Below are 23,728 nucleotides of genomic sequence, written 5' to 3' on the forward strand. Positions count from 1 at the left end.
CACACAGATTGTCTGATAAATTGTTAAAGAGCAGCGCCAATCGAACGTAAGTTCTCATTGGCGTGGGCTGCGTATATTACGCTTTTAGCCCGCAGAGTCAAGCATTTATTTTTCAACAAACTACATAACTCGATAAATCATCTACTGGCCAAGCGATGTTTACATCGTTGTTCTCAGTCAGTGGTGGCGCATTATAGGGACTTCTGAGCTGGTGACAAGTGTTTATTTCATAAAACTTTTTGAACGTATAATATTTCGGCATTAAGCTTAAAAAACATAATATATGAGCCTCTTTTAACCGAATAAAGCAATTGCTCTTCTCTTTTGTAGGATAAAATAAGAAGGAAACATTGGTAATTATGCCAAATAGGATCTGAAGACATGCAACTCAACGCACAACAACAAGCCGCACAGCGTAATCTTTCCTATTTATTAGCGGAAAAGATTGGGCAGCGCATTCTCTCCGGAGAATATCAAGCCGGTAGTATCCTGCCTGGGGAACTTGAGCTTGGTGACATTTATGGTGTCAGCCGAACTGCCGTTCGTGAGGCTGTAAAAATGTTGGCAGCTAAAGGTATGGTATTACCACGCCCGCGTATTGGTACTCGAGTCATGCCAAGCAGCAACTGGAACTTTCTGGATCAGGAACTGTTAACTTGGTGGTTAACTCGCGAAAACTTCGAACATGTAAAAGAACATTTTTTGGTTCTACGAACAGCTCTAGAGCCTCAGGCATGTTTATTAGCGGCACTTCATGCTTCTGATGAGCAAAAAGAGGAACTCAGTGCATTAATGGATGAAATGCGTGAATTGAACTCGCGATTTGACCGAGAGCGTTGGATCAAGGTTGACGTTCAATTCCACCAGCTTATCTATAAAGCTAGTGCAAATCCGTTCCTTACCTCTTTCGCGAACCTATTTAGTTCTGTTTACCAGAGCTACTTCAGGGCTATTACTGGAGATGAAGTCATTAAACTAAGTCTTCATCAAGATATTGTTGACGCTATTTTGACAGGAGACAGTATGACTGCATTTATATCCTGTCAGGCTTTGTTAGGACAAAAAGACGAATAAACGGTACATATATGACGAAAACTGCCCGTAGTATGGCTGGCTTGCCTTGGATCGCAGCCATGGCTTTTTTCATGCAAGCTTTGGACGCAACCATCTTAAATACAGCTATTCCGTCCATTGCGCGTAGTTTGGATCGCTCCCCACTCGCCATGCAATCAGCCATCATTAGCTATACGTTAACGGTCGCGATGCTCATTCCTGTCAGTGGATGGGTTGCTGATAAATTCGGTACGCGTAAAGTATTTATCTTCGCCGTATCTTTGTTTTCACTAGGTTCGTTATCTTGTGCTCTTTCTGGCTCATTGGCGATGCTAGTATGTTCACGCGTGCTGCAGGGAATTGGCGGCGCGATGATGATGCCAGTGGCTCGTCTAGCATTGCTACGAGCCTATCCTCGTAGCGAACTATTACCTGTATTGAACTTCGTCACCATGCCGGGTTTGATTGGTCCAGTTGTTGGGCCAATGCTGGGTGGGTGGTTAGTCACCGTTGCAACCTGGCACTGGATATTTCTAATCAATATTCCGATTGGTGTTGCCGGTATTTTCTACGCTCGCCGTTACATGCCTGATTTCACGGCACCGACCAGACGCTTCGACTATGTGGGCTTTTTAGTTTTTGGTTTAAGTTTAGTTTGCCTTTCTACCGGCATGGAGCTGTTTGGCGAGAATGTTCTACCAATGGTATATGCATGGCTAATATTGTTCGCTGGGATAGCACTCCTATTTATCTATGTTCTTCATGCTCGCGCTCACCCGCAGCCGCTCATCGACTTACCACTCTTTAAAACGCGTACTTTCTCTATTGGTATCATTGGCAACGTAGCATCACGCCTTGGAACTGGCTGTATCCCTTTCTTGATGCCTTTAATGCTGCAAGTCGGCTTCGGTTATTCAGCCATCATTGCGGGTTGTATGATGGCGCCAACAGCCATTGGCTCAATAATCGCGAAATCGACCGTAACCGGCGTTTTGCGTCGATTTGGTTATCGTAAGACGCTGGTGTGTGTGACGATGATTATTGGCGTGATGATTGCCCAGTTCTCTCTGCAAACACCTGATATGCCGCTATGGATGTTGGTTTTGCCGCTATTCTTACTGGGCATGGTGATGTCGACTCAATTTACGTCGATGAACACCATTTCATTAGGTGATTTAACCGATAAAAATGCCAGCGCAGGGAATAGTGTTTTAGCAGTAACTCAGCAGCTATCAATTAGTTTTGGGGTTGCTGTCAGTGCAGCGGTATTGCGATTCTACGATTCACTGTCGTTTGGCTCATTAGTCGATCACTTCCACTACACCTTTATTACTATGGGTATGGTGACCATTCTGTCAGCGCTGATCTTCTTAATGCTGCGCCCTACCGATGGCGATGCCTTAATTAAAGGGCGTAAAGCGCAGCTACGTAGAAAAAGCCGAGAGACTAAATCTGCCCAACAGAATCCCTAACCATGAGCTCTGGCGTTAAAACCAGAGTTTGGGGTTCTAGGCTAAGATTCATGAGTCGATGTAAGAGCGTATCCACAGCTAACTCCCCCAGCTCATCTTTGGGCTGGTGAATGGTGGTTAACGGTGGGGAAAGATACTGAGACATCTCTATATCGTCGTAGCCGATAACTGCGACATCCTCGCCAACTTTTAATCCTGCACGATACAAAGCCTGATAGACGCCAACCGCCATCGCATCATTGCCTGTGAATACTGCATGGGGTGGTTCAGGCAGTGCGAGTAACTGATTCATCGCGTTAACGCCGCCTGAAAACTCAAAATCACTGAAAATGACATACTCATCAGGAATGGGAATCCCCGCCATCTGCATTTCATGACGGAAACCCTCCAAGCGCTCCCATGCTGGCGTTTTATCTTTTGGCCCAGCGATACAGGCAATTTTGGTATAGCCACGCTCTAACAGATGCCGAGTAGCAATTTGGCCACCGAAAAATGAATTATCTTGGATTACATCATTTGGACCATCAAATACGGCCCAGTCCATCATCACGGTGGGTAATGATGGATAGCGGCTCAGCATTTCACGCGCCGGTCGATAGCTCTCGGTGCACATCATCAATAAGCCATCAACGCGCTTTTGCAGCAACGTCTCTAGACTCTGGTTCATACGAGACGCATCCCCTTCGGTATTACACAGAATAAGGCTATAGCCGCGCTCATAGCAGCTGCGCTCAACGCCACGAACCACTTCAGCAAAAAAAGGATTGTTACTGGTCGTGACGAGCATACCGATGGTTCGAGTTTGATTGAGCTTTAGACTACGCGCTAATGCGGAAGGCGCATAGTTAAGCTCTTTGACCGCAGATAACACTTTGTCGCGCACAGAATCGCTCACAAAGCGGTTGTTATTGATGACATGGGAAACGGTGGACGTTGATACGCCCGCTAAGCGGGCGACGTCTTTCATGGTGGTCACGCAGAGCTACTCCTAATACCGCTACTCTTAATGTGACTGGAGAAAAGAATCAATCTCTTTGCGCCAAGGAACGGACGGCTGTGCGCCTTCACGCGTAACAGCGATCGCGGCAGCCGCATGTGCAAAACGTACTGCAGCATGAATTTCCACGCCTTCCAACAAGGCGGTCACTAAAGCACCGTTGAACGTATCGCCTGCAGCGATAGTATCGACGGCTTTCACTTTAAATCCTGGAATGGTTTTTCCCTGCTGATTTTGGCTGAGCCATACACCACGGCTTCCCAAGGTTATCAGCACAGTTTGAATTCCTTTTTGATGCAGAATCTCAGCCGCACGCTGAGCGCTGATATCATCTTTTACAGCAATACCCGTCAGCTTTTCTGCTTCTGTTTCATTTGGCGTGATGACATCAATATTAGAAAGCAGTTCATCGGGCAGTTCGCGAGCCGGGGCCGGATTTAAAATCACCTGCGTATTGTGCTGACGAGCTAATTTAGCAGCGGCAATGACGGTTTCTAGCGGTGACTCAAGTTGCATCAACAGTGCATCGGCATTTTCTATCAGTTTCTGATGACGCGATAAATAATCAGGTGTTACCGCAGCATTAGCGCCAGCGCTGATACCGATGACATTTTCGCCGTCTTGATTAACAAAAATCAGAGCAACACCAGTGGTTTGTCCCTCAATAACACCTATTGCTTGAGTATCAATGTTATCACTAGAAAGTTGCTGACAAATGCGTTCGCCAATATCGTCCTGTCCAACGCATGCAATAAAGGAAATATCGGCACCGCTACGGCCAGCAGCGACCGCTTGATTAGCGCCTTTACCACCAAACGCCACTTTATATTGCTGACCTAGAACGGTTTCTCCCGGGCGAGGGAAGTGCTCAATATTTAAGATATGATCAGCATTAATACTGCCCAACACCACCAATTTGCCTTTTTGCATCTTACCTAATCCCTTAAATGGACACCGCCGCAGAATTGTCTGCGGCGGCGTTTTTATTACTCGGTAACCAGTTTCAGCTCAACAGGGATATTGGCCGGCACTTTCTCACCTTTCAATACTTTATCCGCTGTTTCTACGCCAATTACGCCAATTTGCTCAGGCTGTTGAGCAACGGTTGCACCCAATTTGCCACGCTGAACCGCTTTTACACCATCAGCGGTACCGTCAAAGCCAACGACCAATACATCGCTTTTGCCAGCGGTTTGCAACGCACGCAGAGCACCCAGCGCCATTTCATCATTCTGTGCAAATACGGCTTGTACCTGAGGATGCGCGGTCAACAGGTTCTGCATCACGTTCAGACCCTTGGTACGGTCGAAATCTGCAGGCTGACTAGCTAACATATTAAACTTGTGTTCTTCCTGCGCTTTTTTGAAACCATCGCCGCGCTCACGAGCCGCTGACGTTCCGGCAATACCTTCTAGCTGAATCACTTTGGCATTGTCACCCAACTTCTTCGCAATAAATTCTCCAGCTTCTTTACCACCCGCAACGTTATCAGAAGCGATATGGCTTACAACTTCACCTTTGTTCGCTGCACGGTCTAAGGTGATTACCGGAATTTTTGCCTGATTAGCCATCAGAATCGCATTACCAACAGCATCGGAATCAGTTGGGTTAATTAGCATCAGCTTGGTGCCACGTACCGTTAGATCCTGTACGTTAGCCAACTCTTTTGCCGGGTTGTTCTGAGAATCCAGAATAACCAGCTTATAGCCTAATTTATCCGCTTCTTTCTGCGCACCATCTTTCATGGAGACAAAGAACGGGTTGTTCAGCGTTGATACCACCAGCGCAATGGTATCTTGCGCCATTGCGTTCGCGCTAAGGGTTGCACTTAAAGCTGCTGCGGAGATTAACGTTGCCAGTTTTTTCATATTCATTATCGTCGTTTCCTGTAGGGAAGATTATTTGTTGCTCTTGTTGTCTACCAGAACCGCCAGCAAAATAACCACTGCTTTAACGATCATTTGGTAGTAAGACGAAACACCCAGTAAGTTCAGCCCATTATTGAGGAAGCCTAAAATCAATGCCCCGATCAAAGTCCCCATAATGCGGCCTTTACCTCCCGCCAAACTGGTTCCTCCCAGTACAACGGCGGCGATAGCATCCAACTCGTAGCCTGTACCCGCCGTTGGCTGCGCTGAGGAAAGACGAGCAACCTCAATCACACCCGCCAAGGCAGAGAGCAAACCACACAGCGAATAAACAATAATTTTGACGCGGTCGACGCTGATACCAGACAGGCGAGTTGCTGACTCATTACCGCCTAGTGCATAGATATAACGACCAAGACGAGTGTGGTGCAGCATGTACCATGCCAACGCAAACACAATAACCATCAGCCAGATGGGTGTCGGAATGCCAAGAGGACGGCCAATACCAAACCAACCAAAGAGATCCGCCGCATCAGAGAAGCCGGTATTAATCGGGCTCCCATTGGTGTACACCATCGTGACACCGCGCAACAGCAGCATCATGACCAACGTCGCGATAAATGCCTGAACTTTGCCTTTTGCAACAATAACACCAGTACAACCACCAATGGCGGCGCCCAAAGCGAGAGCAGCAAATACAGCAATAAATGCGTTAACTTCTAATCCAACAATGGAGGCTGCGACAGCGCCAGTTACGGCCAGTAATGAGCCAACGGATAAATCAATGCCCGAAGTTAAAATCACCAGCGTCATCCCCACCGCCATAATGGCGTTGACCGACGTCTGCTGCAAAATGTTGAATAGGTTATTGAGTGTAAAGAAGTTAGGGCTCATTGAGGACACGACCGCAATCAGCACCAGCAGGGCGATCAGCGATTTTTGTTCCAGCAACAACGTTTTTAACTGATCTTTACTAAACCCACCTTGTTTCTGGGTTGTCTGGGTGTTCATCTGCGATTACTCCTGCTTCACGCCGTATTGCTTGCCAACGGCGGCTGCCATCAGCACTTCTTGGGTTGCCTGTTCAATAGGGAATTCTCCACTCAGATGACCATCATGCATAACCAAAATGCGGTCACTCATGCCAAGCACCTCGGGCATTTCTGAAGACACCAAAATGATGCTCAGACCTTCTTGTTTGAACTGGTTAATAAGTTGGTAGATCTCTTTTTTGGCGCCAACGTCTACACCGCGAGTGGGTTCATCAAGGATCAGAACTTTTGGGCGCGTCATGAGACCACGCGCAATGGCTACTTTTTGCTGATTCCCCCCAGAAAGTAGTCCGATAGGCTGATCCATTGACGGTGTTTTCACGTTGAATAAGCGCATAAAATCGCTAACGGCCTCTTGCTCTTCGGTGTGTTTGAGTGAGCCATTGGCACGGCTGAAGTAGCGCAATGCGGTAAGCGACATATTTTCTTTAACGGACATCCCCAGAACCAAACCGTCACGCTTACGGTCTTCAGAGATGTAAACAATGCCGTTCGCTAAACCATCCTGGGGTGAATGAGTCACGACCTCTCGGCCGTCGAGCATGACAAATCCCTGCTTACGCGGTAACGCGCCATACAGAATCTTCATCAGTTCAGTGCGCCCTGCTCCCATCAATCCAGATACGCCTAAAATCTCTCCGCGATAAAGATCAAAGCTAACGTTTTCAACCCCAGGCCCATACAAGCCTTTCACCTGCAATCGGAGCTCACCACGCGGCTGGTTTAAGCGTGGGTATTGCTCTTCCAGCTTTCGACCAACCATCATTTCAATGAGAGAGTCTTCCTGTAACTCACTGACAGGACGTTCAGCGATAAACTGCCCGTCACGGAAAATAGTGACGTCATCGCAGATCTCGAAGATCTCTTTTAAACGGTGTGAAATGTAAACTATGCCGCGCCCTTCAGCCTTCAGCTCATTAATCACTTTGAACAGAGACTCTGTTTCAGTATCCGTTAAAGCATCTGTTGGCTCATCCATGATGATGACTTTGGATTCAAAGCTCAGCACCTTGGCGATCTCCACCATTTGCTGATCGCCGATGGATAAATCGCCCACCAGCCGATGGCTGCTGTAGCGAATATTTAAACGAGCCAGAAGTTTATCCGCTTCGGCATACATCTTTTTCCAATCAATGCAGCCCAAACGGTTAACAAACTCACGCCCCAAGAAAATGTTCTCGGCAATGGTGAGTTGTGGAATGAGATTTAATTCTTGGTGAATAATACCGATACCCGCTTCCTGAGAAGACTTAGGGCCATTAAAAACGACCTCTTTGCCCAAAAAGTGCTGAGTTCCCGCATCTTTTTGATAGATACCGGTTAGCACTTTCATCATCGTGGACTTACCCGCACCATTTTCACCGACCAACGCCATTACGCGTCCCGGATAAACATTAAGCGCGGCACCAGACAGGGCTTTAACCCCAGGAAAGCCTTTATCAATGCCTTTTAAGGCTAATAACGGTTGCATAGCGGCCTCAGAAGGTTACGCCAGAATAAAGCAGAACATTGGCATAGGGAGAACACTCTCCGCTGCGAATGACGGCCTTACTGGTAGAGCTCAGCGCTTTAAATTGCTCATGGCTGACATACTCCACCGTGATGGTATTTCCCTGGTGTTGTTCGAGTTGTTTCAAGTGATCAAGTAACTGTTCATGAACCTCGGAGTTATTACTAGGCATCTCTTGCGCAATAACCGCTTTCTCAACCTGCATTTCCTGCGTAATCACATCAACGACCTGCAAAAAGCTGGGAACTCCATGAGTCAGCGCTAAATCAATACGCTGAGTCGAATCAGGAATTGGAAGTCCCGCATCACCGACAACAATGGCGTCGGTATGACCTAAACGTGAAATGAGATAGGAAATCTCAGAGTTGAGTAAAGTGCCTTTTTTCATTTATTTGCTCCGTCAGCGAAACGTTTCGCTTAAGAGAGAGTTTAGGAGCTAATAACACAGAGACAATAAATAATATGAAGAAATGTGATCTCTATCGAAACGTTTCGCTGGCAGAAGCGTTTCAGCTGATATGGGACATTAAGCTGAAACGGCTTATCATTTTCAGCGTTTAGGTATGAGTAGGGAAAACCAACGAGGGAAGGATGTCTCACAAGGTTTGGGTGCACGGGATGCGCATCCCAAACCTTGCGGAAAGACTATCTAGGTATATGCATTAAGTCTAATACCTAAATTTCCACCTGCGTACCGAGCTCGATCACCCTGTTTGGCGGGATCTCGAATTGATCGGCAGCCTGCAGTGCATTTCGACTTAAGGCCATAAACAGTTTGCCACGAGCTTTTAAGTACCACGGGCGATTGCCCAAGATCAGCGATTCGTGAGACATGAAGAACGAGGTTTCCATCATCCGACACGGCAATCCTTCCAAGCCACAGCGATGGAAGATTTCTTCTACGTTTGGCGTTTCTTTAAAGCCGTAGCTCGCAACGACTCGCCAGAAAGTCGGCGACAGTTGCTCAATGGTCACACGGCGAACATTGTGTACATAAGGAGCATCTTCCGTGCGAAGCGTAAGCAAGATCACCCGTTCATGCAGCACTTTGTTATGTTTGAGGTTATGTAGCAGAGCAAAAGGAATGACGTTCATCGCTCGCGACATATAAACAGCAGTCCCTTGCACGCGAACCGGTGGGGATTTCTCTAATGAGGCAATCATTGCTTCCAAAGAGTTACCATGTTCATGTAAACGACGCAGCAGGCGGAAACGCTCGCTTTTCCATGTGGTCATAATGATGAACATCACAAGCCCCAATGCAAGCGGCAACCAACCACCAGAGAAGAATTTCAGCGCGTTGGCAGTGAAGAGAGGGATATCCATACATAACAGACCCGCGATCAAAATCATGACCACAAAGCGATTCCAGTGCCAATTTTTCACGGCAACGGTACAGCAGAGAATACTGGTTAATACCATGGTTCCTGTCACGGCAATACCGTAAGCCGCAGCCAGATTACTGGAATGTTCGAAGCTCGCGATAACAATAACCACCGAGATATACAACGCCCAGTTGATTGCAGGAATATATATTTGTCCCGCTTCCATATCAGAGGTATGAATGATGCGCATCGGAGGCAGATAGCCGAGACGAACAGCCTGTCGCGTTAATGAGAAGACGCCAGAAATAACCGCCTGTGAAGCGATAACCGTCGCAAAAGTCGCCAGAATAAGAAGTGGAATCAATGCCCAATCAGGTGCTAGCAAGAAGAATGGGTTTTTAATCGCCTCTGGATTTTTCAGTAGCAACGCCCCTTGGCCAAAGTAGTTCAGGATAAGAGACGGTATGACAAAGAAGAACCACGCTAAACGAATTGGCTTCTTACCAAAATGTCCCATATCGGCATACAGAGCTTCAACACCCGTGATAGAAAGCACCACTGCGCCCAATGCAAAGAATGCCATTGAACGATGTTCAACGAAGAACCCAATAGCCCATTTCGGGTTTAGCGCAGTGAGTACTTGCGGGTTATCTATAATGCTGCGAGCCCCGAGGACGGCCAACGTGAGAAACCACAGCACCATGACCGGCGCAAAGAGTTTACCAATACTCCCCGTTCCATGTTTTTGAATGAAAAACAGAATGGTCAGAACCAGAATGGAGAGAGGAACAATATAGGGATCAAGAGACGGTGCTGCAATCTCAAGGCCTTCTATTGCTGACATCACCGAAATTGCTGGCGTAATCACAACTTCCCCATAGAAGAAGCTGCCACCAATTAACCCCAAGATCACTAATATCGCCGTCACTTTAGGTGCAGTATTCCGCCCCGCTAATGACATTAGGGTTAATATCCCCCCTTCGCCGGCGTTATCTGCGCGCATGACGAAAGTTAGGTATTTAAGGGATACAATAAGGATCTGCATCCAGAAAATCAGTGAAAGAAAACCAAAGACTATTTCCGGCTCAACACTAAAACCGTAGTGACCAGAAAAACACTCGCGTAAGGTATATAAAGGACTCGTACCTATATCGCCATACACTACACCGATTGCGGCCAGTGTGACTGTCGTTAATGAACGTTTATGCTCTGAACTCATAACTTGTTTCTTTTGCTGTAACATCTATAAGCGATGCGTGTACTGACAGACCGAGCGCTTATAAGAAACGCACAGTATGCATAAATCAGCACAATTTCCTACTATTTAGGATAAAGGAAATATGACTGAGCCTAGGGTAACCAGCCTATAACAAGCTTAGAAAGGTTTAAAAAAATCAACAAGCTAAGCAGTAAAATAAAGCTGGTCAACGCGCCAAGAAGTCGATAAAACAAAACAATCCTTGTTATGAATGGGACCATTATGACGCAATCTAGCCAATTGGCCGAACGTATTTCGCGGCTCAGCCATGCTTTGGAAAACGGACTTTACGAACGACAAGAGTCCATTCGCCTGTGTCTACTCGCCGCTCTATGCGGTGAAAGCGTGTTTTTACTGGGGCCGCCGGGAATTGCAAAAAGCCTGATCGCCCGTCGCTTAAAATTTGCGTTTCGCCATGCACGCGCATTTGAATATCTCATGACTCGCTTTTCAACTCCGGAAGAAGTTTTCGGCCCACTGTCTATTCAGGCTCTCAAAGATGAAGGTCGCTACTTACGTTTAACCCACGGATATTTGCCAGAAGCCGAAATCGTATTCTTGGACGAAATTTGGAAAGCAGGGCCTGCCATTTTAAATACCTTGCTCACCGCGATTAACGAACGCCGCTTTCGTAATGGAGACAGTGAAGAACCCATTCCTATGCGTTTGTTGGTGACCGCTTCTAACGAACTTCCTGAAGCAGACAGTAGCCTAGAAGCATTATACGACCGTATGCTTATTCGACTCTGGCTGGATAAGGTACAAGAAAAGCAAAACTTCCGCGCGCTGCTCACCAGCAGTCAGGATGAAAATGCGAATCCAGTTCCTGAAGCATTAAGTATCTCAGATGAAGAGTTTTATGCTTGGCAGCCGCAAATAGGCAAAGTCACATTGCCGACTCACTGCTTCGAGCTCATTTACCAACTTCGTCAAAGAATCAATACGCTAGATGATGCGCCATATATCTCTGACCGTCGCTGGAAAAAAGCGCTTCGGTTGCTACAAGCCTGTGCGTTCTTCAGTGGCCGCTCGGAGTTGGCTCCACTCGATCTTATTTTGCTCAAAGATTGCCTATGGCATGACTTTGCATCACGACAGATGCTAAATCAGCAAATTCAACAAATGCTGACCGATCAGGCTTATCAGCAACAAAACCTGTTATTACAGCTACAGCAGGCCGAGGCCAATTGGTTACAGTCACAACGTGACCAAAGCCAACAACAAGCAATGACTCTGCCAGTAAAGTCAGGTTTATTTAACCGTAAGCAGGTGCATTCTTTGCCAGACGATTTTCCTGTAGGCAAAGTCACGCTAATGCTATTTAAGCCGTTAAAAATTCACGATATGCAAGTGACCCATATCGTGACGGATTCAGGCGACCTATCCCGCTGGTTACAAAAAGGGGGAGAGTTCCGTGCCAAACTCAACGGTATTGGCTTTGCCCTGCCTGTAGATATCACGTTAGACGACAAGCACCAATTACAGGTGCGTGATGTAAGCTATCAAACCACCATGCTTTCCTTGCCGGGAAAAAGAAATGGCGACGTTCCCGCAGACGTTCAAGAAAAAATCCAACAGATAGAAAATACGCTAGCTGAACAACGCCGATTGTTCGCTTCACACCAGCCTTGCTTATTTGTGAGTAGTGATTGGTTAGCGCAAATTGAAGCTAGCCTGGCCGGTATCGATGAAAAGTTGCGTACTTTAAAAACAACCCTAAAGGGCGCGTGAAATGCCGAGTCTTGAAGCCGTCGAAGCCTTTTTGGTCGTCAATGAAAACGAGCTAATGCAGGATTTTTTAATCGGATTGATGGCGGCTCCGCAGCTGGCTCTCTTTTTCGAAAAATTTCCGCGTCTGCGTACGATCCTTGAAGGCGATCTTCCTAGTTGGCGACGACGCTTAGAGCAAAGGATCAAAGACACGTCTGTGCCGGACGATCTAGCGCGCGAATTCACGCTCTACCAGCACCAGCTCGGCTTACAAAGTTCGGACTTCTTCCAACAGCTCCCGAACACGTTGGCTGCCTTGCGCGAGCAAGAATCGCCTTTTATCTATGAGGCAGACTCATTATGTCCCGAAGGTAGCACTCCCCGTAGCATTAGTTTCCAAACCTTATTTTTACAGCGCTGGCGCTTAAGTTTGATAGCAAGAACGCTGACATTACATCATCAGGTTTTGGACGAAGAACGCGAGCTATTGCAGGCCGAATTACAGCAGCGTATGCAAATCAGCGGTGCGCTTGAGCCCGTGCTGGTGGATAACGAAAACGCGGCAGGTAAGCTGTGGGACTTAAGCCGCGGAGAACTGCACCACGGCGACTATCAACTGATGGTGCAATATGGCGATTTTCTTGCTCAGCAACCAGAATTAAAAAAGCTGGCCGAACAGCTGGGACGTAGCAGAGCGTCTACCGCAGAAGATAAACAGAGTACCGAGCAGGAAACCGCTCGAGTCATGGTGCGAGAACCGGCTATCATGCCGGAAGAAGTCAGCGGTATTCATCAAAGTGACGATATTTTACGTCTTTTACCCACAGAGCTTTCTATGCTTGGGATGGATGAACTGGAGTTTGAATTCTATCGCCGATTACTCGAAAAACGCCTGCTGAGCTATCGTCTACAGGGAGACGTATGGCGTGAACAGGAATTCCAGCGTCCGATCACCTATCAGAAAACACACCAACAGCCACGCGGTCCTTTTATTGTTTGCGTGGATACCTCCGGCTCCATGGGAGGGTTCAACGAGCAATGTGCAAAAGCATTTTGCTTGGCGCTACTGCGCGTAGCTCTTGCAGATAACCGCCGCTGCTACATCATGCTATTTTCCAGCAGCGTCGTGCAGTATGAGCTAACAGCAGATTCAGGTATCGATCAGGCAATTCGTTTTCTCTCTCAGCGATTTAGAGGAGGGACGGATTTGGCCCAATGTTTGTCATATACCGTAGCCATGATGAAACAATCGGCATGGAAACAGGCTGACGCAGTCGTTATCTCTGACTTTATCGCCCAGCGATTACCTGAAGAGATGATGAAGCAGATCCGCCAGCTACAACAAAATAATAGCCACTGTTTTCACGCAGTGGCTATGTCTGAGCACGGCAAACCCGGCATTATGAAGATCTTTGATCACATCTGGCGTTTTAACACAGGGATCAAAGGGCGCCTTTTGCGCCGTTGGAAACGCTAGCGATTACAGCAGCGCATCCACTTGGTCACGAACTTCTGGCGCCCAAACACCGCACTGAACCTGACCAATATGCTTCTGTTTCAGCATCAGCATAACCAGACGAGACTGGCCGATGCCGCCGCCAATAGTCTGTGGCATCTCGCCACGGACCAGCGATTGGTGCCACTCAAGCTTCATACGCTCTTCATCATCAGTCAGTGCCAGCTGGCGCTTCAGAGTATCGGCATCAACACGGATCCCCATGGAAGAAAGCTCAAACGCATCTTCTAATACTGGGTTCCACACCACAATATCACCGTTTAAACCCGCAAAACCTTCTTCACCAACCGAGGTCCAGTCATCATAGTCCGGAGCACGAACATCGTGTGGCTGACCATGAGACAGCTTGCCGCCGATCCCAATTAGGAATACCGCGCCAAATTCTTTGGCAATGGCACGCTCGCGTCCTTTAGCATCCAGATCAGGAAAACGACGTAGCAGCGTTTCGCTGTGAATAAAGTGGATCTCTTCCGGTAAGGAAGGTTCGATACCAAACTCTGCGGCAACTTCCGCTTCGGTCGCCTTCATCGCAGCATAGATTTTACGCACGGTTTCTTTCAAGAACTCAGGCGTACGTTGACCGTCGCCCATCACTCGCTCCCAGTCCCACTGATCAACGAAAACCGAGTGAATAGGCGTCAAGCGATCTTCATCCGGACGCAAGGCTTTCATATGGGTATATAAGCCTTCACCTGGGCCAAAATCATGCATACCGAGTGTCTTACGTTTCCATTTAGCCAATGAATGCACGACTTCAAACGTATCTTGCGGTAGCGTTTTCACTTTTACCTGCACCGCCTTTTCACACCCAGACAGGTTGTCCTGTGTGCCATCGCCCAAACGGCTCAGTATTGGCGCTTGAACTTCAATTAGACCTAGCTGTTTTTCCAACTGACGAGAGAAGGAAGATTTTACGAAGCTGATTTGTTGTTGTTTTTGTATAAATTGTTTTTTCATTGCCGTTCTCACATTAACCTGTCTTTGTTAAAACAGATTAAGCAACAGAATGGTACCAAGATTCAATATCCAACAATAAATATTGCCTTTTAGGTTTTATTCCATCATTTTCTAAAGGGTAAAAATAACAGATCGCTAAAAAAGAGGTGATAAATTGGCAGAAATTTACCAGATCGATAATCTCGATCGCGGCATCCTGAACGCATTAATGGAAAATGCCCGCACGCCTTACGCTGAATTAGCCAAGGTATTCAACGTAAGCCCTGGAACTATCCACGTTCGCGTAGAGAAAATGAAACAGGCCGGGATAATTACCGGCGCTTGCATACAGGTGAGTCCAAAAAAATTGGGTTACGACGTTTGCTGCTTTATCGGCATCATTTTAAAAAGTGCTAAAGACTACCCTTCAGCGTTAGCACGGCTAGAAAGTTTAGAAGAAGTGGTCGAGGCCTACTACACCACAGGGCACTACAGCATCTTTATTAAGGTCATGACACGATCAATTGACGCACTACAGCATGTACTTATCAACAAGATCCAAACCATTGACGAAATCCAGTCGACAGAAACGCTGATCTCCTTACAGAATCCGATCATGCGCGATATTACCCCCTAAGTTATTTTCTTTCATACCCACATTATCCACAGGTAGATCCCAGACCTTTCCCGGCGTACAATAGCCGCCTTTATAAAGGTTGGGATCGTTATGGCTGACATTACTCTGATCAGTGGCAGTACTTTAGGTAGTGCCGAATACGTAGCTGAACATCTGGCTGAAAAGCTAGAAGAGCAGGGTTATTCAACTGAAATTCTGCACGGACCCGAACTTGATGAAGTTCCATTGCAAGGTATTTGGCTGGTGGTCACTTCAACTCATGGTGCTGGTGAACTTCCAGATAACCTTCAACCTTTATTTGAACAAATTGAAACCCAACAACCCGATCTGACTCAGGTTCGTTTTGGCGCAGTCGGAATTGGAAGCAGCGAGTACGATACTTTCTGTGGTGGGATCAAAATTGTGGATCGCGTTTTGATCGCATCAGGGGCTCAACGGATCGGTGAAGTACTTGAGATCGATGTGACTAAACACGAGATTCCTGAAGATCCCGCTGAGATTTGGCTCACGAATTGGGTCAAAGTTATCAATTAAGCGTACAAATTGTGCGATCGGTATGTGGATAACTAGGCTTAAATAGGTCTAACAACCGGTAGTTATCCCAAGAACAACCCTTGTACGTTTTTCAGGCTGTGTATAAAGTGCCATTTAGATCCCAGCTTATACGGTTTGGGATCACCGATCATCCACAGTAAATGATCCACACTAGATGATTGATCTTCATATTGAAATTTGGCTTATCCACAGAGGATCATGATCCTAGTAGTAAGATCTAATAAAAAGATCCTTAAATAAAAAGATCTTTTTAATACTTAGTGATTCTCCTACCCGTTTGACCTTCCTCTAAACTTGAGTAGAATCCCCACCCCAAGGCAAAAACGATCGTTCATAGCCTTCCGGTTTTCGCGAGGTGCAGTACCATGTTCTATCCAGATATTTTTGACGTCATCATCATCGGTGGTGGCCATGCAGGTACAGAAGCTGCAATGGCATCAGCCCGCATGGGTCGTCAAACTCTATTATTAACGCATAACATTGATACGCTTGGACAAATGTCCTGTAACCCTGCGATCGGTGGTATCGGAAAGGGACATCTGGTTAAAGAGGTTGATGCGCTAGGTGGCCTAATGGCAACCGCAATTGACCACGGTGGTATTCAGTTTAGGATACTAAACAGCAGCAAGGGGCCCGCTGTAAGAGCTACCCGTGCTCAGGCTGACCGAGTGCTATACCGACAGGCCGTTCGTACTGCATTGGAAAACCAACCTAATTTAATGATCTTCCAGCAAGCAGTTGAAGATCTGATTGTTGAAAACGATCGTGTCGTCGGCGCTGTAACCCAGATGGGGCTAAAGTTCCGTGCTAAAGCGGTTGTTTTGACCGTAGGGACTTTCCTTGACGGCAAGATCCATATTGGTTTGGAAAATTACAGCGGTGGCCGTGCTGGGGATCCTCCTGCAATTGCACTTTCTCGCCGTCTGCGGGAATTGCCACTACGAGTCAACCGCTTGAAAACCGGTACGCCGCCACGTATTGATGCAAGAACGATTGATTTCTCGGTCTTAGCACCGCAATACGGTGATAATCCCTCTCCAGTATTCTCGTTTATGGGAAATGCATCCCAGCACCCTGAACAAATGCCGTGTTACATCACTCATACCAATGAGCGCACTCATGAGGTGATCCGAAATAATTTGGATCGTAGCCCAATGTATGCTGGGATCATCGAAGGGATCGGGCCTCGTTATTGTCCTTCTATCGAAGATAAAGTGATGCGTTTTGCCGATCGCAATGCGCATCAGATCTTCCTTGAGCCAGAGGGACTGACCAGCAACGAAATCTATCCAAACGGTATTTCGACTAGCCTGCCGTTTGATGTTCAGATGCAAATCGTACGTTCGATGGAAGGTATGGAAAATGCGCGCATCGTTCGTCCTGGATATGCCATTGAATATGATTTCTTCGATCCGCGTGATTTGAAACCGACACTTGAAAGCAAATTTATTCAGGGTTTGTTCTTTGCTGGACAGATCAACGGCACTACTGGATATGAAGAAGCAGCTGCCCAAGGATTATTAGCGGGTCTTAATGCGGGTCGCTTTGCTAATGACGATGAAGGTTGGTCGCCACGTCGCGATCAGGCCTATTTAGGCGTATTGGTGGACGATCTGTGTACCTTGGGTACCAAGGAACCCTATCGCATGTTCACTTCGCGTGCGGAGTATCGCTTGATGCTACGTGAAGATAACGCCGATTTGCGCTTAACGGCTATTGGCCGAGATCTGGGTCTGGTTGATGATGTTCGCTGGGCGCACTTTAATCAGAAGCTGGAAAATATCGAACGTGAGCGTCAACGACTGCGTGAAATCTGGGTGCACCCTAATTCTGAACAAGTTGCTGAGCTGAACACGTTGTTGAAAGCCCCATTATCACGTGAGGCCAACGGCGAAGATCTTCTACGCCGCCCTGAAATTGATTATACCAAGTTAACCCAGTTAGCTCCGTTTGCTCCCGCACTAGATGATGAGAAAGCAGCCGAACAAGTTGAAATTCAGGTGAAATACGAAGGCTACATTGCGCGTCAGCAGGAAGAGATTGAAAAACATCTGCGCAATGAAAATACCTTGCTGCCAGCAGATTTGGATTACTCTCTGGTTTCAGGTCTTTCTAACGAAGTTATCGCGAAACTTAACGATCACAAGCCAAGTTCTATTGGCCAAGCATCGCGAATTTCAGGGATCACTCCTGCGGCTATTTCTATTTTGCTTATTTGGCTAAAAAAGCAGGGCTTATTGCGCCGTAGTGCATAAATCTGCATAAAACCGCACCAAACGGTGCGGTTTTTTTATAGCTAAGCTTCACTATGTCACCTTTTCGCTGCATCATACCGCATTAGGCCTTTTTATTGGCTGATGTCGATGTCTGACTGAGGATTCTTCTGTGCAAAAACAACTCGATACGCTGCTGGCTCAGGCTGGGATTTCGCTAACCGATCAGCAAAAACAACAGCTTTTAGGCTATGTAGGCTTGTTGGACAAATGGAATAAGGCTTATAACCTGACTTCTGTGCGCGATCCTAAAGAGATGTTAGTGCGTCATATCCTCGACAGCATCGTGGTTAACCCTTTCCTGCAAGGCGAGCGCTTTATTGATGTCGGAACAGGCCCTGGTCTACCGGGGATCCCGTTGGCGATTGTTCGTCCTGAATCCCATTTCACCCTTCTTGATAGTTTGGGTAAACGCGTGCGTTTTCTGCGCCAAGTACAGCATGAATTGAAGCTAACCAACATTGAGCCTGTGCAAAGTCGTGTGGAAGCGTTCTTACCGGAACCCCCGTTTGACGGTGTTATCAGTCGTGCATTTGCTTCACTCCAAGACATGCTTTCTTGGTGTCACCATCTGCCAAAGGCTGAGTCTGGCCGCTTTTACGCGTTGAAAGGTGTGCGCCCTGATGAAGAGCTATCCCAGCTTCCAAATGGCGTTGAGCTAGTTTCCGTTGAGCGTTTGCATGTGCCTACGCTTGATGGTGAAAGACATTTGGTCATTCTCAAAACAAACTAATTTTGTCTTTTGTCAAAAAAAGTTAAGAAAGTTACCGATGAAAACTAACCATTAATACACTAAATCATTAGCGTGGTAGCTTTTTATTTTTTACTTTTATTTCACATATAAGCGTTTTAAACGATTAAATTATGGGTATTCAGGTTCTCGATTAACGTGATTTAATTAATTTCATCGACTAATTCACCGTGGATTAGAGGTAGGAATAAACAATTAAAGTTGTCTGATTTGTCAATAATATGTTTCGTTCCGGTTTGATAAATGAAGCTCAAATATTCAAAATTTAACGTTATGATTTTAAATAATTTAAAGCGCTCATTTAGCTAAAACGGGGTGAGAGACCACATGGTATATAAGACTTCTCTGTTTTTATTTTTGTGATCTGTGATCACCCGTGGATTGTAATGGTGGAATTGTCGGACAAAGGAATGAGATATGATATTCTGATGATTCTTAGTGATCGTAGTTAAAAGGTGAAAATATTTAATTTATTATTCACTTTTTCGCTACTTATCCATTGAATTTGCTGGTGTGAACCGTATAATTTGCACGTTTTTCTAGCTTGACTCGGCCTCGTAAAGGCAGTTTTATTACGTCACTCAATCAGCATACCCTAAAGGGGTACGGAGAGAGCAAACGTCATGTCTGTAACGCTTTTTAACGGCAAGGCAGCGCGAAAATTACTGGCTCTGCAGTTACTGACTTTTGTTCTGTTCGGCATCGGCTTTGCAACTAAAGAGATAAGCTGGGGTTATTCAGCCGTTCTCGGTGGATTGTCAGCGTGGTTGCCAAGCGTCGTTTTTATGCTGTTTGCTTTGCGTCATCAAGCTCATACTCCAGCAGGAGGCCGAGTAGCATGGTCTTTTGCTATTGGTGAGGCGTTAAAGGTCGTCAGCACGATTGTACTCATGATCGTGTCACTGGGGTGGTTTAAGGCGGCGTTATTCCCGCTTGGCCTGACTTATATCGCTGTGTTGGTTGTTCAAATCGTGGCACCAGCAATGATAGGTCGTAGCAACTGACCTGTTATAAACGGCCTTAATTAAAACAGTTACCGTACTTAACTACTTAAAGGGTAAGAGGCATCATGTCTGCAGGAGAAATCTCTACGCCACAAGAGTATATCGGTCACCATCTGACACAGCTTCAGATTGGGACGGGATTTTGGTCGATTAACATTGACTCAATGTTTTTCTCCGTTGTCCTCGGCCTACTCTTCTTGGTTATCTTCCGCAAAGTGGCTAAAAACGCGACTAGCGGTGTTCCGGGTAAATTACAGTGTGCGGTTGAGCTGGTTGTCGGCTTTGTCGATAGCAGCGTGCGCGACATGTATCATGGTAAAAGCAAGGTTATTGCCCCTCTGGCTCTGACTGTGTTTGTCTGGGTTTTCCTGATGAACCTGATGGATCTGCTGCCAATCGACTTCTTACCTTATATCGGTGAGCATGTTCTTGGTTTACCAGCGCTGCGCGTTGTTCCTACTGCTGACGTAAACATCACTTTGTCTATGGCTCTGGGCGTATTCATTCTGATTCTGTTCTACAGCATCAAGATGAAAGGTGTGGGCGGTTTCGTAAAAGAACTGACCATGCAGCCGTTTAATCATCCTGTATTTATTCCTATCAACCTTATTCTGGAAGGCGTCAGCCTGTTGTCTAAGCCAGTTTCACTGGGTTTGCGACTGTTCGGTAACATGTATGCCGGCGAGCTGATTTTCATCCTGATTGCCGGTCTGTTGCCGTGGTGGTCACAGTGGGTGCTCAATGTTCCATGGGCTATCTTCCACATCCTGATTATTACGCTGCAAGCCTTTATCTTCATGGTTCTGACGATCGTTTATCTCTCGATGGCGTCTGAAGAGCACTGATATTTTTAATAACACTACTGCGTTTAAACTGAAACAAACTGGAGACTGTCATGGAAAACCTGAGTATGGATCTGCTGTACATGGCTGCCGCTGTGATGATGGGTTTAGCGGCAATCGGTGCTGCGATCGGTATCGGCATCCTGGGTGGTAAATTCCTGGAAGGCGCTGCACGCCAACCTGACCTGATTCCTCTGCTGCGTACACAGTTCTTTATCGTTATGGGTCTGGTGGATGCTATCCCAATGATCGCTGTTGGTCTGGGTCTGTACGTCATGTTTGCTGTCGCGTAAAAGAGCCTCGGCTCTTCTACCGTAAAGAAACACATACCAATTAACTATTTAAGAGGCATTGTGCTGTGAATCTTAACGCAACAATCCTCGGCCAGGCCATCGCGTTCATTTTGTTCGTATGGTTCTGCATGAAGTATGTATGGCCTCCAATTATGGATGCCATCGAGAAACGTCAAAAAGAAATTGCTGACGGTCTCTCTAGTGCAGAACGTGCGAAGAAAGATTTGGACTTAGCTCAAGCCAATGCGACCGACCAGCTGAAAAAAGCTAAAGCCGACGCTCAGGTGATTATTGAACAAGCGAACAAACGCAAAGCTCAAATCATCGACGAAGCTAAAGTAGAAGCTGAGCAGGAACGTAATAAAATTGTGGCGCAGGCGCAGGCTGAAATCGACGCAGAACGTAAACGCGCTCGTGAAGAGCTGCGTAAGCAAGTCGCTACGTTGGCTATTGCTGGTGCCGAGAAAATTATCGAACGTTCCGTGGATGAAGCTGCTAACAGCGACATCGTTGATAAACTGGTCGCTGAACTGTAAGGAGGGAGGGGCTGATGTCTGAATTTATCACGGTAGCTCGCCCCTACGCCAAAGCAGCTTTTGACTTTGCCGTTGAGCACCAGAACGTTGATCGTTGGCAGCAAATGCTGGCGTTCTGCGCTGAGGTGACCCGCAACGAGAACGTGGCTGAAATGCTTTCTGGAGCTTTAGCGCCAGAAACGTTATCAAACTTGTTCATTGAATTGTGTGGTGATCAGCTCGACGAATCCGGCCAGAACTTTATTAAAGTGATGGCTGAGAACGGACGTTTATTAGTTCTTCCTGAAGTACTGCAGCAATTTAATACGCTGCGCGATGCCTTGGAGGCCACGGTTGACGTGGAAGTCACTTCAGCATCAACTTTAAGCGAAGAACAACTGAATAAAATCAGTGCCGCGATGGAAAAACGTCTGTCACGTAAAGTGAAGCTGAATTGCAAAATTGATAAGTCTGTCATGGCTGGCGTGGTTATTCGCGCTGGCGACCTAGTGATCGACGGCAGTATTCGCAGTCGTCTGGAACGCTTGGCAGACGTCTTGCAGTCTTAAGGGGACTGGAGCATGCAACTGAATTCCACCGAAATCAGCGAACTGATCAAGCAGCGCATTGCTCAGTTCAATGTGGTGAGCGAAGCTCACAATGAAGGTACTATTGTGTCCGTGAGCGACGGTATTATCCGTGTTCATGGGCTAGCGGATGTTATGCAGGGTGAGATGATCGCGCTGCCAGGCAACCGCTACGCTATCGCACTGAACTTGGAGCGCGACTCCGTAGGTGCGGTAGTTATGGGTCCATACGCTGACTTAGCCGAAGGCATGAAAGTTAAGTGTACTGGCCGTATTCTGGAAGTTCCGGTTGGTCGTGGCCTGTTGGGTCGCGTGGTTAACACCTTGGGTGAACCTATCGATGGTAAAGGTCCTGTAGACAACGACGGCTTCTCTGCCGTTGAAGCTATCGCACCTGGCGTTATCGAACGTCAATCCGTTGATCAGCCTGTACAGACTGGTTATAAGTCCGTTGATGCCATGATTCCAATCGGTCGTGGTCAGCGTGAACTGGTGATCGGTGACCGTCAGACCGGTAAAACCGCTCTGGCTGTTGACGCCATCATTAACCAGCGTGATTCCGGCATCAAATGTATTTATGTCGCTATCGGTCAGAAAGCTTCTACTATCGCAAACGTAGTTCGTAAACTGGAAGAGCACGGCGCACTGGCAAACACCATTGTTGTTGTTGCATCTGCTTCTGAGTCTGCGGCGCTGCAATATCTGGCTCCATATGCTGGTTGTGCGATGGGTGAATACTTCCGTGACCGTGGTGAAGACGCTCTCATCATTTATGATGACCTGTCTAAACAAGCGGTTGCTTACCGTCAGATTTCCCTGCTGCTCCGTCGTCCACCAGGACGTGAAGCATTCCCAGGCGACGTCTTCTATCTCCACTCCCGTCTGCTGGAACGTGCTGCGCGTGTTAACGCCGAGTACGTAGAAGCTTACACCAAGGGTGAAGTGAAAGGCGCTACCGGTTCATTGACGGCTCTGCCGATCATTGAAACTCAGGCGGGTGACGTTTCCGCGTTCGTTCCGACCAACGTAATTTCCATTACCGATGGTCAGATCTTCCTGGAATCCAACCTGTTTAACGCCGGTATTCGTCCTGCGGTTAACCCGGGTATCTCTGTATCCCGTGTTGGTGGTGCTGCTCAGACCAAGATCATGAAAAAACTGTCCGGTGGTATTCGTACTGCTCTGGCACAGTATCGTGAACTGGCTGCGTTCTCTCAGTTCGCTTCCGATTTGGATGATGCAACCCGTAAACAGCTGAACCACGGTCAGAAAGTGACCGAGTTACTGAAGCAGAAACAGTATGCACCGATGTCGGTTGCAGAACAGTCTCTGGTTCTGTTTGCAGCTGAACGTGGTTATCTGGAAGACGTTGAACTGGCTAAGATTGGTAGCTTTGAAGCTGCCCTGATGGCTTATGTTGAACGCGAGCACGCTGACCTGATGCAACAAATCAACCAAACTGGTGCTTACAACGATGAGATCGAGGGCAAGCTGAAAGGCATCCTCGATACCTTCAAGGCAACCCAGTCCTGGTAATACCGTTACGGCCTGATGGTAAACGCTGTCAGGCCGTA

Annotated in this window: 22 protein-coding genes; 14 read left to right on the forward strand and 8 right to left on the reverse strand. The window is 47.1% G+C overall.

What is annotated here, in order from left to right; genetic code table 11:
- Nucleotides 1-381: 381 nt before the first annotated feature.
- Together HMPREF3091_RS08255 and mdtD are read left to right on the forward strand one after the other, a co-directional pair.
- Nucleotides 382-1,074: a FadR/GntR family transcriptional regulator gene (locus HMPREF3091_RS08255; RefSeq protein WP_070715306.1), complete on the forward strand. Its 693-nt coding sequence runs from the start codon at nucleotides 382-384 to the stop codon at nucleotides 1,072-1,074.
- A gap of 11 nt (nucleotides 1,075-1,085) precedes the next feature.
- A complete protein-coding gene (mdtD, locus tag HMPREF3091_RS08260) occupies nucleotides 1,086-2,525 on the forward strand; it encodes a multidrug transporter subunit MdtD (protein WP_004093859.1) in 1,440 nt (479 codons plus the stop codon).
- On the opposite strand, the gene rbsR is transcribed toward mdtD, so the two are convergent.
- From rbsR to kup, 7 genes are all read right to left on the reverse strand, one after another.
- Entirely contained in the window at nucleotides 2,500-3,501 is a 1,002-nt protein-coding gene (gene rbsR / locus HMPREF3091_RS08265; RefSeq protein WP_035503627.1) for a ribose operon transcriptional repressor RbsR, read from the reverse strand. The two genes, mdtD and rbsR, sit on opposite strands and share 26 nt — an antisense overlap.
- Nucleotides 3,502-3,528: 27 nt before the next feature.
- Nucleotides 3,529-4,452 carry a ribokinase gene (gene rbsK, locus HMPREF3091_RS08270; RefSeq protein WP_070715309.1) on the reverse strand — a complete coding sequence of 308 codons (924 nt, stop codon included), beginning with the start codon at nucleotides 4,450-4,452 and terminating at the stop codon, nucleotides 3,529-3,531.
- 56 nt (nucleotides 4,453-4,508) lie between these two features.
- Nucleotides 4,509-5,396 (reverse strand): ribose ABC transporter substrate-binding protein RbsB, encoded by an 888-nt coding sequence (gene rbsB / locus HMPREF3091_RS08275; protein ID WP_004093866.1) that lies wholly within the window; start codon nucleotides 5,394-5,396, stop codon nucleotides 4,509-4,511.
- Between the two features lie 24 nt (nucleotides 5,397-5,420).
- Nucleotides 5,421-6,401 (reverse strand): ribose ABC transporter permease, encoded by a 981-nt coding sequence (gene rbsC / locus HMPREF3091_RS08280; protein ID WP_004093868.1) that lies wholly within the window; start codon nucleotides 6,399-6,401, stop codon nucleotides 5,421-5,423.
- Between the two features lie 6 nt (nucleotides 6,402-6,407).
- The gene (rbsA, locus tag HMPREF3091_RS08285) at nucleotides 6,408-7,913 is read right to left on the reverse strand and encodes a ribose ABC transporter ATP-binding protein RbsA (RefSeq protein ID WP_070715310.1); all 1,506 of its coding nucleotides are present in this window, start codon (nucleotides 7,911-7,913) and stop codon (nucleotides 6,408-6,410) included.
- Nucleotides 7,914-7,920: 7 nt separating this feature from the next.
- Entirely contained in the window at nucleotides 7,921-8,340 is a 420-nt protein-coding gene (gene rbsD / locus HMPREF3091_RS08290) for a D-ribose pyranase (protein ID WP_070715311.1), read from the reverse strand.
- Nucleotides 8,341-8,627: 287 nt separating this feature from the next.
- The gene (gene kup, locus HMPREF3091_RS08295; RefSeq protein ID WP_035503629.1) at nucleotides 8,628-10,496 is read right to left on the reverse strand and encodes a low affinity potassium transporter Kup; all 1,869 of its coding nucleotides are present in this window, start codon (nucleotides 10,494-10,496) and stop codon (nucleotides 8,628-8,630) included.
- Between the two features lie 261 nt (nucleotides 10,497-10,757).
- On the opposite strand from kup, the gene ravA reads away from it, so the two are divergent.
- Both ravA and viaA read left to right on the forward strand, forming a co-directional pair.
- Nucleotides 10,758-12,266 carry an ATPase RavA gene (gene ravA, locus HMPREF3091_RS08300; protein WP_070715314.1) on the forward strand — a complete coding sequence of 503 codons (1,509 nt, stop codon included), beginning with the start codon at nucleotides 10,758-10,760 and terminating at the stop codon, nucleotides 12,264-12,266.
- Between the two features lies 1 nt (nucleotide 12,267).
- Nucleotides 12,268-13,722 carry an ATPase RavA stimulator ViaA gene (gene viaA, locus HMPREF3091_RS08305; protein ID WP_070715317.1) on the forward strand — a complete coding sequence of 485 codons (1,455 nt, stop codon included), beginning with the start codon at nucleotides 12,268-12,270 and terminating at the stop codon, nucleotides 13,720-13,722.
- A gap of 3 nt (nucleotides 13,723-13,725) precedes the next feature.
- On the opposite strand, the gene asnA is transcribed toward viaA, so the two are convergent.
- Nucleotides 13,726-14,718, reverse strand: a complete 993-nt coding sequence (gene asnA / locus HMPREF3091_RS08310; RefSeq protein WP_004093882.1) for an aspartate--ammonia ligase — start codon at nucleotides 14,716-14,718, stop codon at nucleotides 13,726-13,728.
- A 154-nt stretch (nucleotides 14,719-14,872) separates the two neighbouring features.
- Between asnA and asnC the strand changes: the two genes are divergently transcribed.
- From asnC to atpA, 10 genes are all read left to right on the forward strand, one after another.
- Entirely contained in the window at nucleotides 14,873-15,334 is a 462-nt protein-coding gene (asnC, locus tag HMPREF3091_RS08315; protein WP_004093884.1) for a transcriptional regulator AsnC, read from the forward strand.
- Between the two features lie 90 nt (nucleotides 15,335-15,424).
- The gene (gene mioC / locus HMPREF3091_RS08320; protein WP_004093886.1) at nucleotides 15,425-15,868 is read left to right on the forward strand and encodes an FMN-binding protein MioC; all 444 of its coding nucleotides are present in this window, start codon (nucleotides 15,425-15,427) and stop codon (nucleotides 15,866-15,868) included.
- 386 nt (nucleotides 15,869-16,254) lie between these two features.
- Nucleotides 16,255-18,144 (forward strand): tRNA uridine-5-carboxymethylaminomethyl(34) synthesis enzyme MnmG, encoded by a 1,890-nt coding sequence (gene mnmG / locus HMPREF3091_RS08325; protein ID WP_070715319.1) that lies wholly within the window; start codon nucleotides 16,255-16,257, stop codon nucleotides 18,142-18,144.
- Between the two features lie 130 nt (nucleotides 18,145-18,274).
- Complete coding sequence (rsmG, locus tag HMPREF3091_RS08330) at nucleotides 18,275-18,895, forward strand: 16S rRNA (guanine(527)-N(7))-methyltransferase RsmG (protein WP_070715321.1); 621 nt, start codon at nucleotides 18,275-18,277, stop codon at nucleotides 18,893-18,895.
- A gap of 641 nt (nucleotides 18,896-19,536) precedes the next feature.
- Nucleotides 19,537-19,917 carry a F0F1 ATP synthase subunit I gene (gene atpI, locus HMPREF3091_RS08335; protein WP_004093893.1) on the forward strand — a complete coding sequence of 127 codons (381 nt, stop codon included), beginning with the start codon at nucleotides 19,537-19,539 and terminating at the stop codon, nucleotides 19,915-19,917.
- Nucleotides 19,918-19,982: 65 nt separating this feature from the next.
- Nucleotides 19,983-20,762: a F0F1 ATP synthase subunit A gene (gene atpB / locus HMPREF3091_RS08340; protein ID WP_004093894.1), complete on the forward strand. Its 780-nt coding sequence runs from the start codon at nucleotides 19,983-19,985 to the stop codon at nucleotides 20,760-20,762.
- Nucleotides 20,763-20,812: 50 nt separating this feature from the next.
- Nucleotides 20,813-21,052 carry a F0F1 ATP synthase subunit C gene (gene atpE, locus HMPREF3091_RS08345; protein WP_004093904.1) on the forward strand — a complete coding sequence of 80 codons (240 nt, stop codon included), beginning with the start codon at nucleotides 20,813-20,815 and terminating at the stop codon, nucleotides 21,050-21,052.
- Nucleotides 21,053-21,117: 65 nt separating this feature from the next.
- Entirely contained in the window at nucleotides 21,118-21,588 is a 471-nt protein-coding gene (atpF, locus tag HMPREF3091_RS08350) for a F0F1 ATP synthase subunit B (protein ID WP_004093905.1), read from the forward strand.
- Nucleotides 21,589-21,602: 14 nt separating this feature from the next.
- A complete protein-coding gene (gene atpH, locus HMPREF3091_RS08355; protein ID WP_004093906.1) occupies nucleotides 21,603-22,136 on the forward strand; it encodes a F0F1 ATP synthase subunit delta in 534 nt (177 codons plus the stop codon).
- A 12-nt stretch (nucleotides 22,137-22,148) separates the two neighbouring features.
- Entirely contained in the window at nucleotides 22,149-23,690 is a 1,542-nt protein-coding gene (atpA, locus tag HMPREF3091_RS08360) for a F0F1 ATP synthase subunit alpha (protein ID WP_004093908.1), read from the forward strand.
- The last annotated feature ends 38 nt before the right edge of the window (nucleotides 23,691-23,728 follow it).

The organism is Hafnia sp. HMSC23F03 (genome assembly GCF_001816025.1).
Classification (GTDB): Bacteria; Pseudomonadota; Gammaproteobacteria; order Enterobacterales; family Enterobacteriaceae; genus Hafnia; species Hafnia paralvei.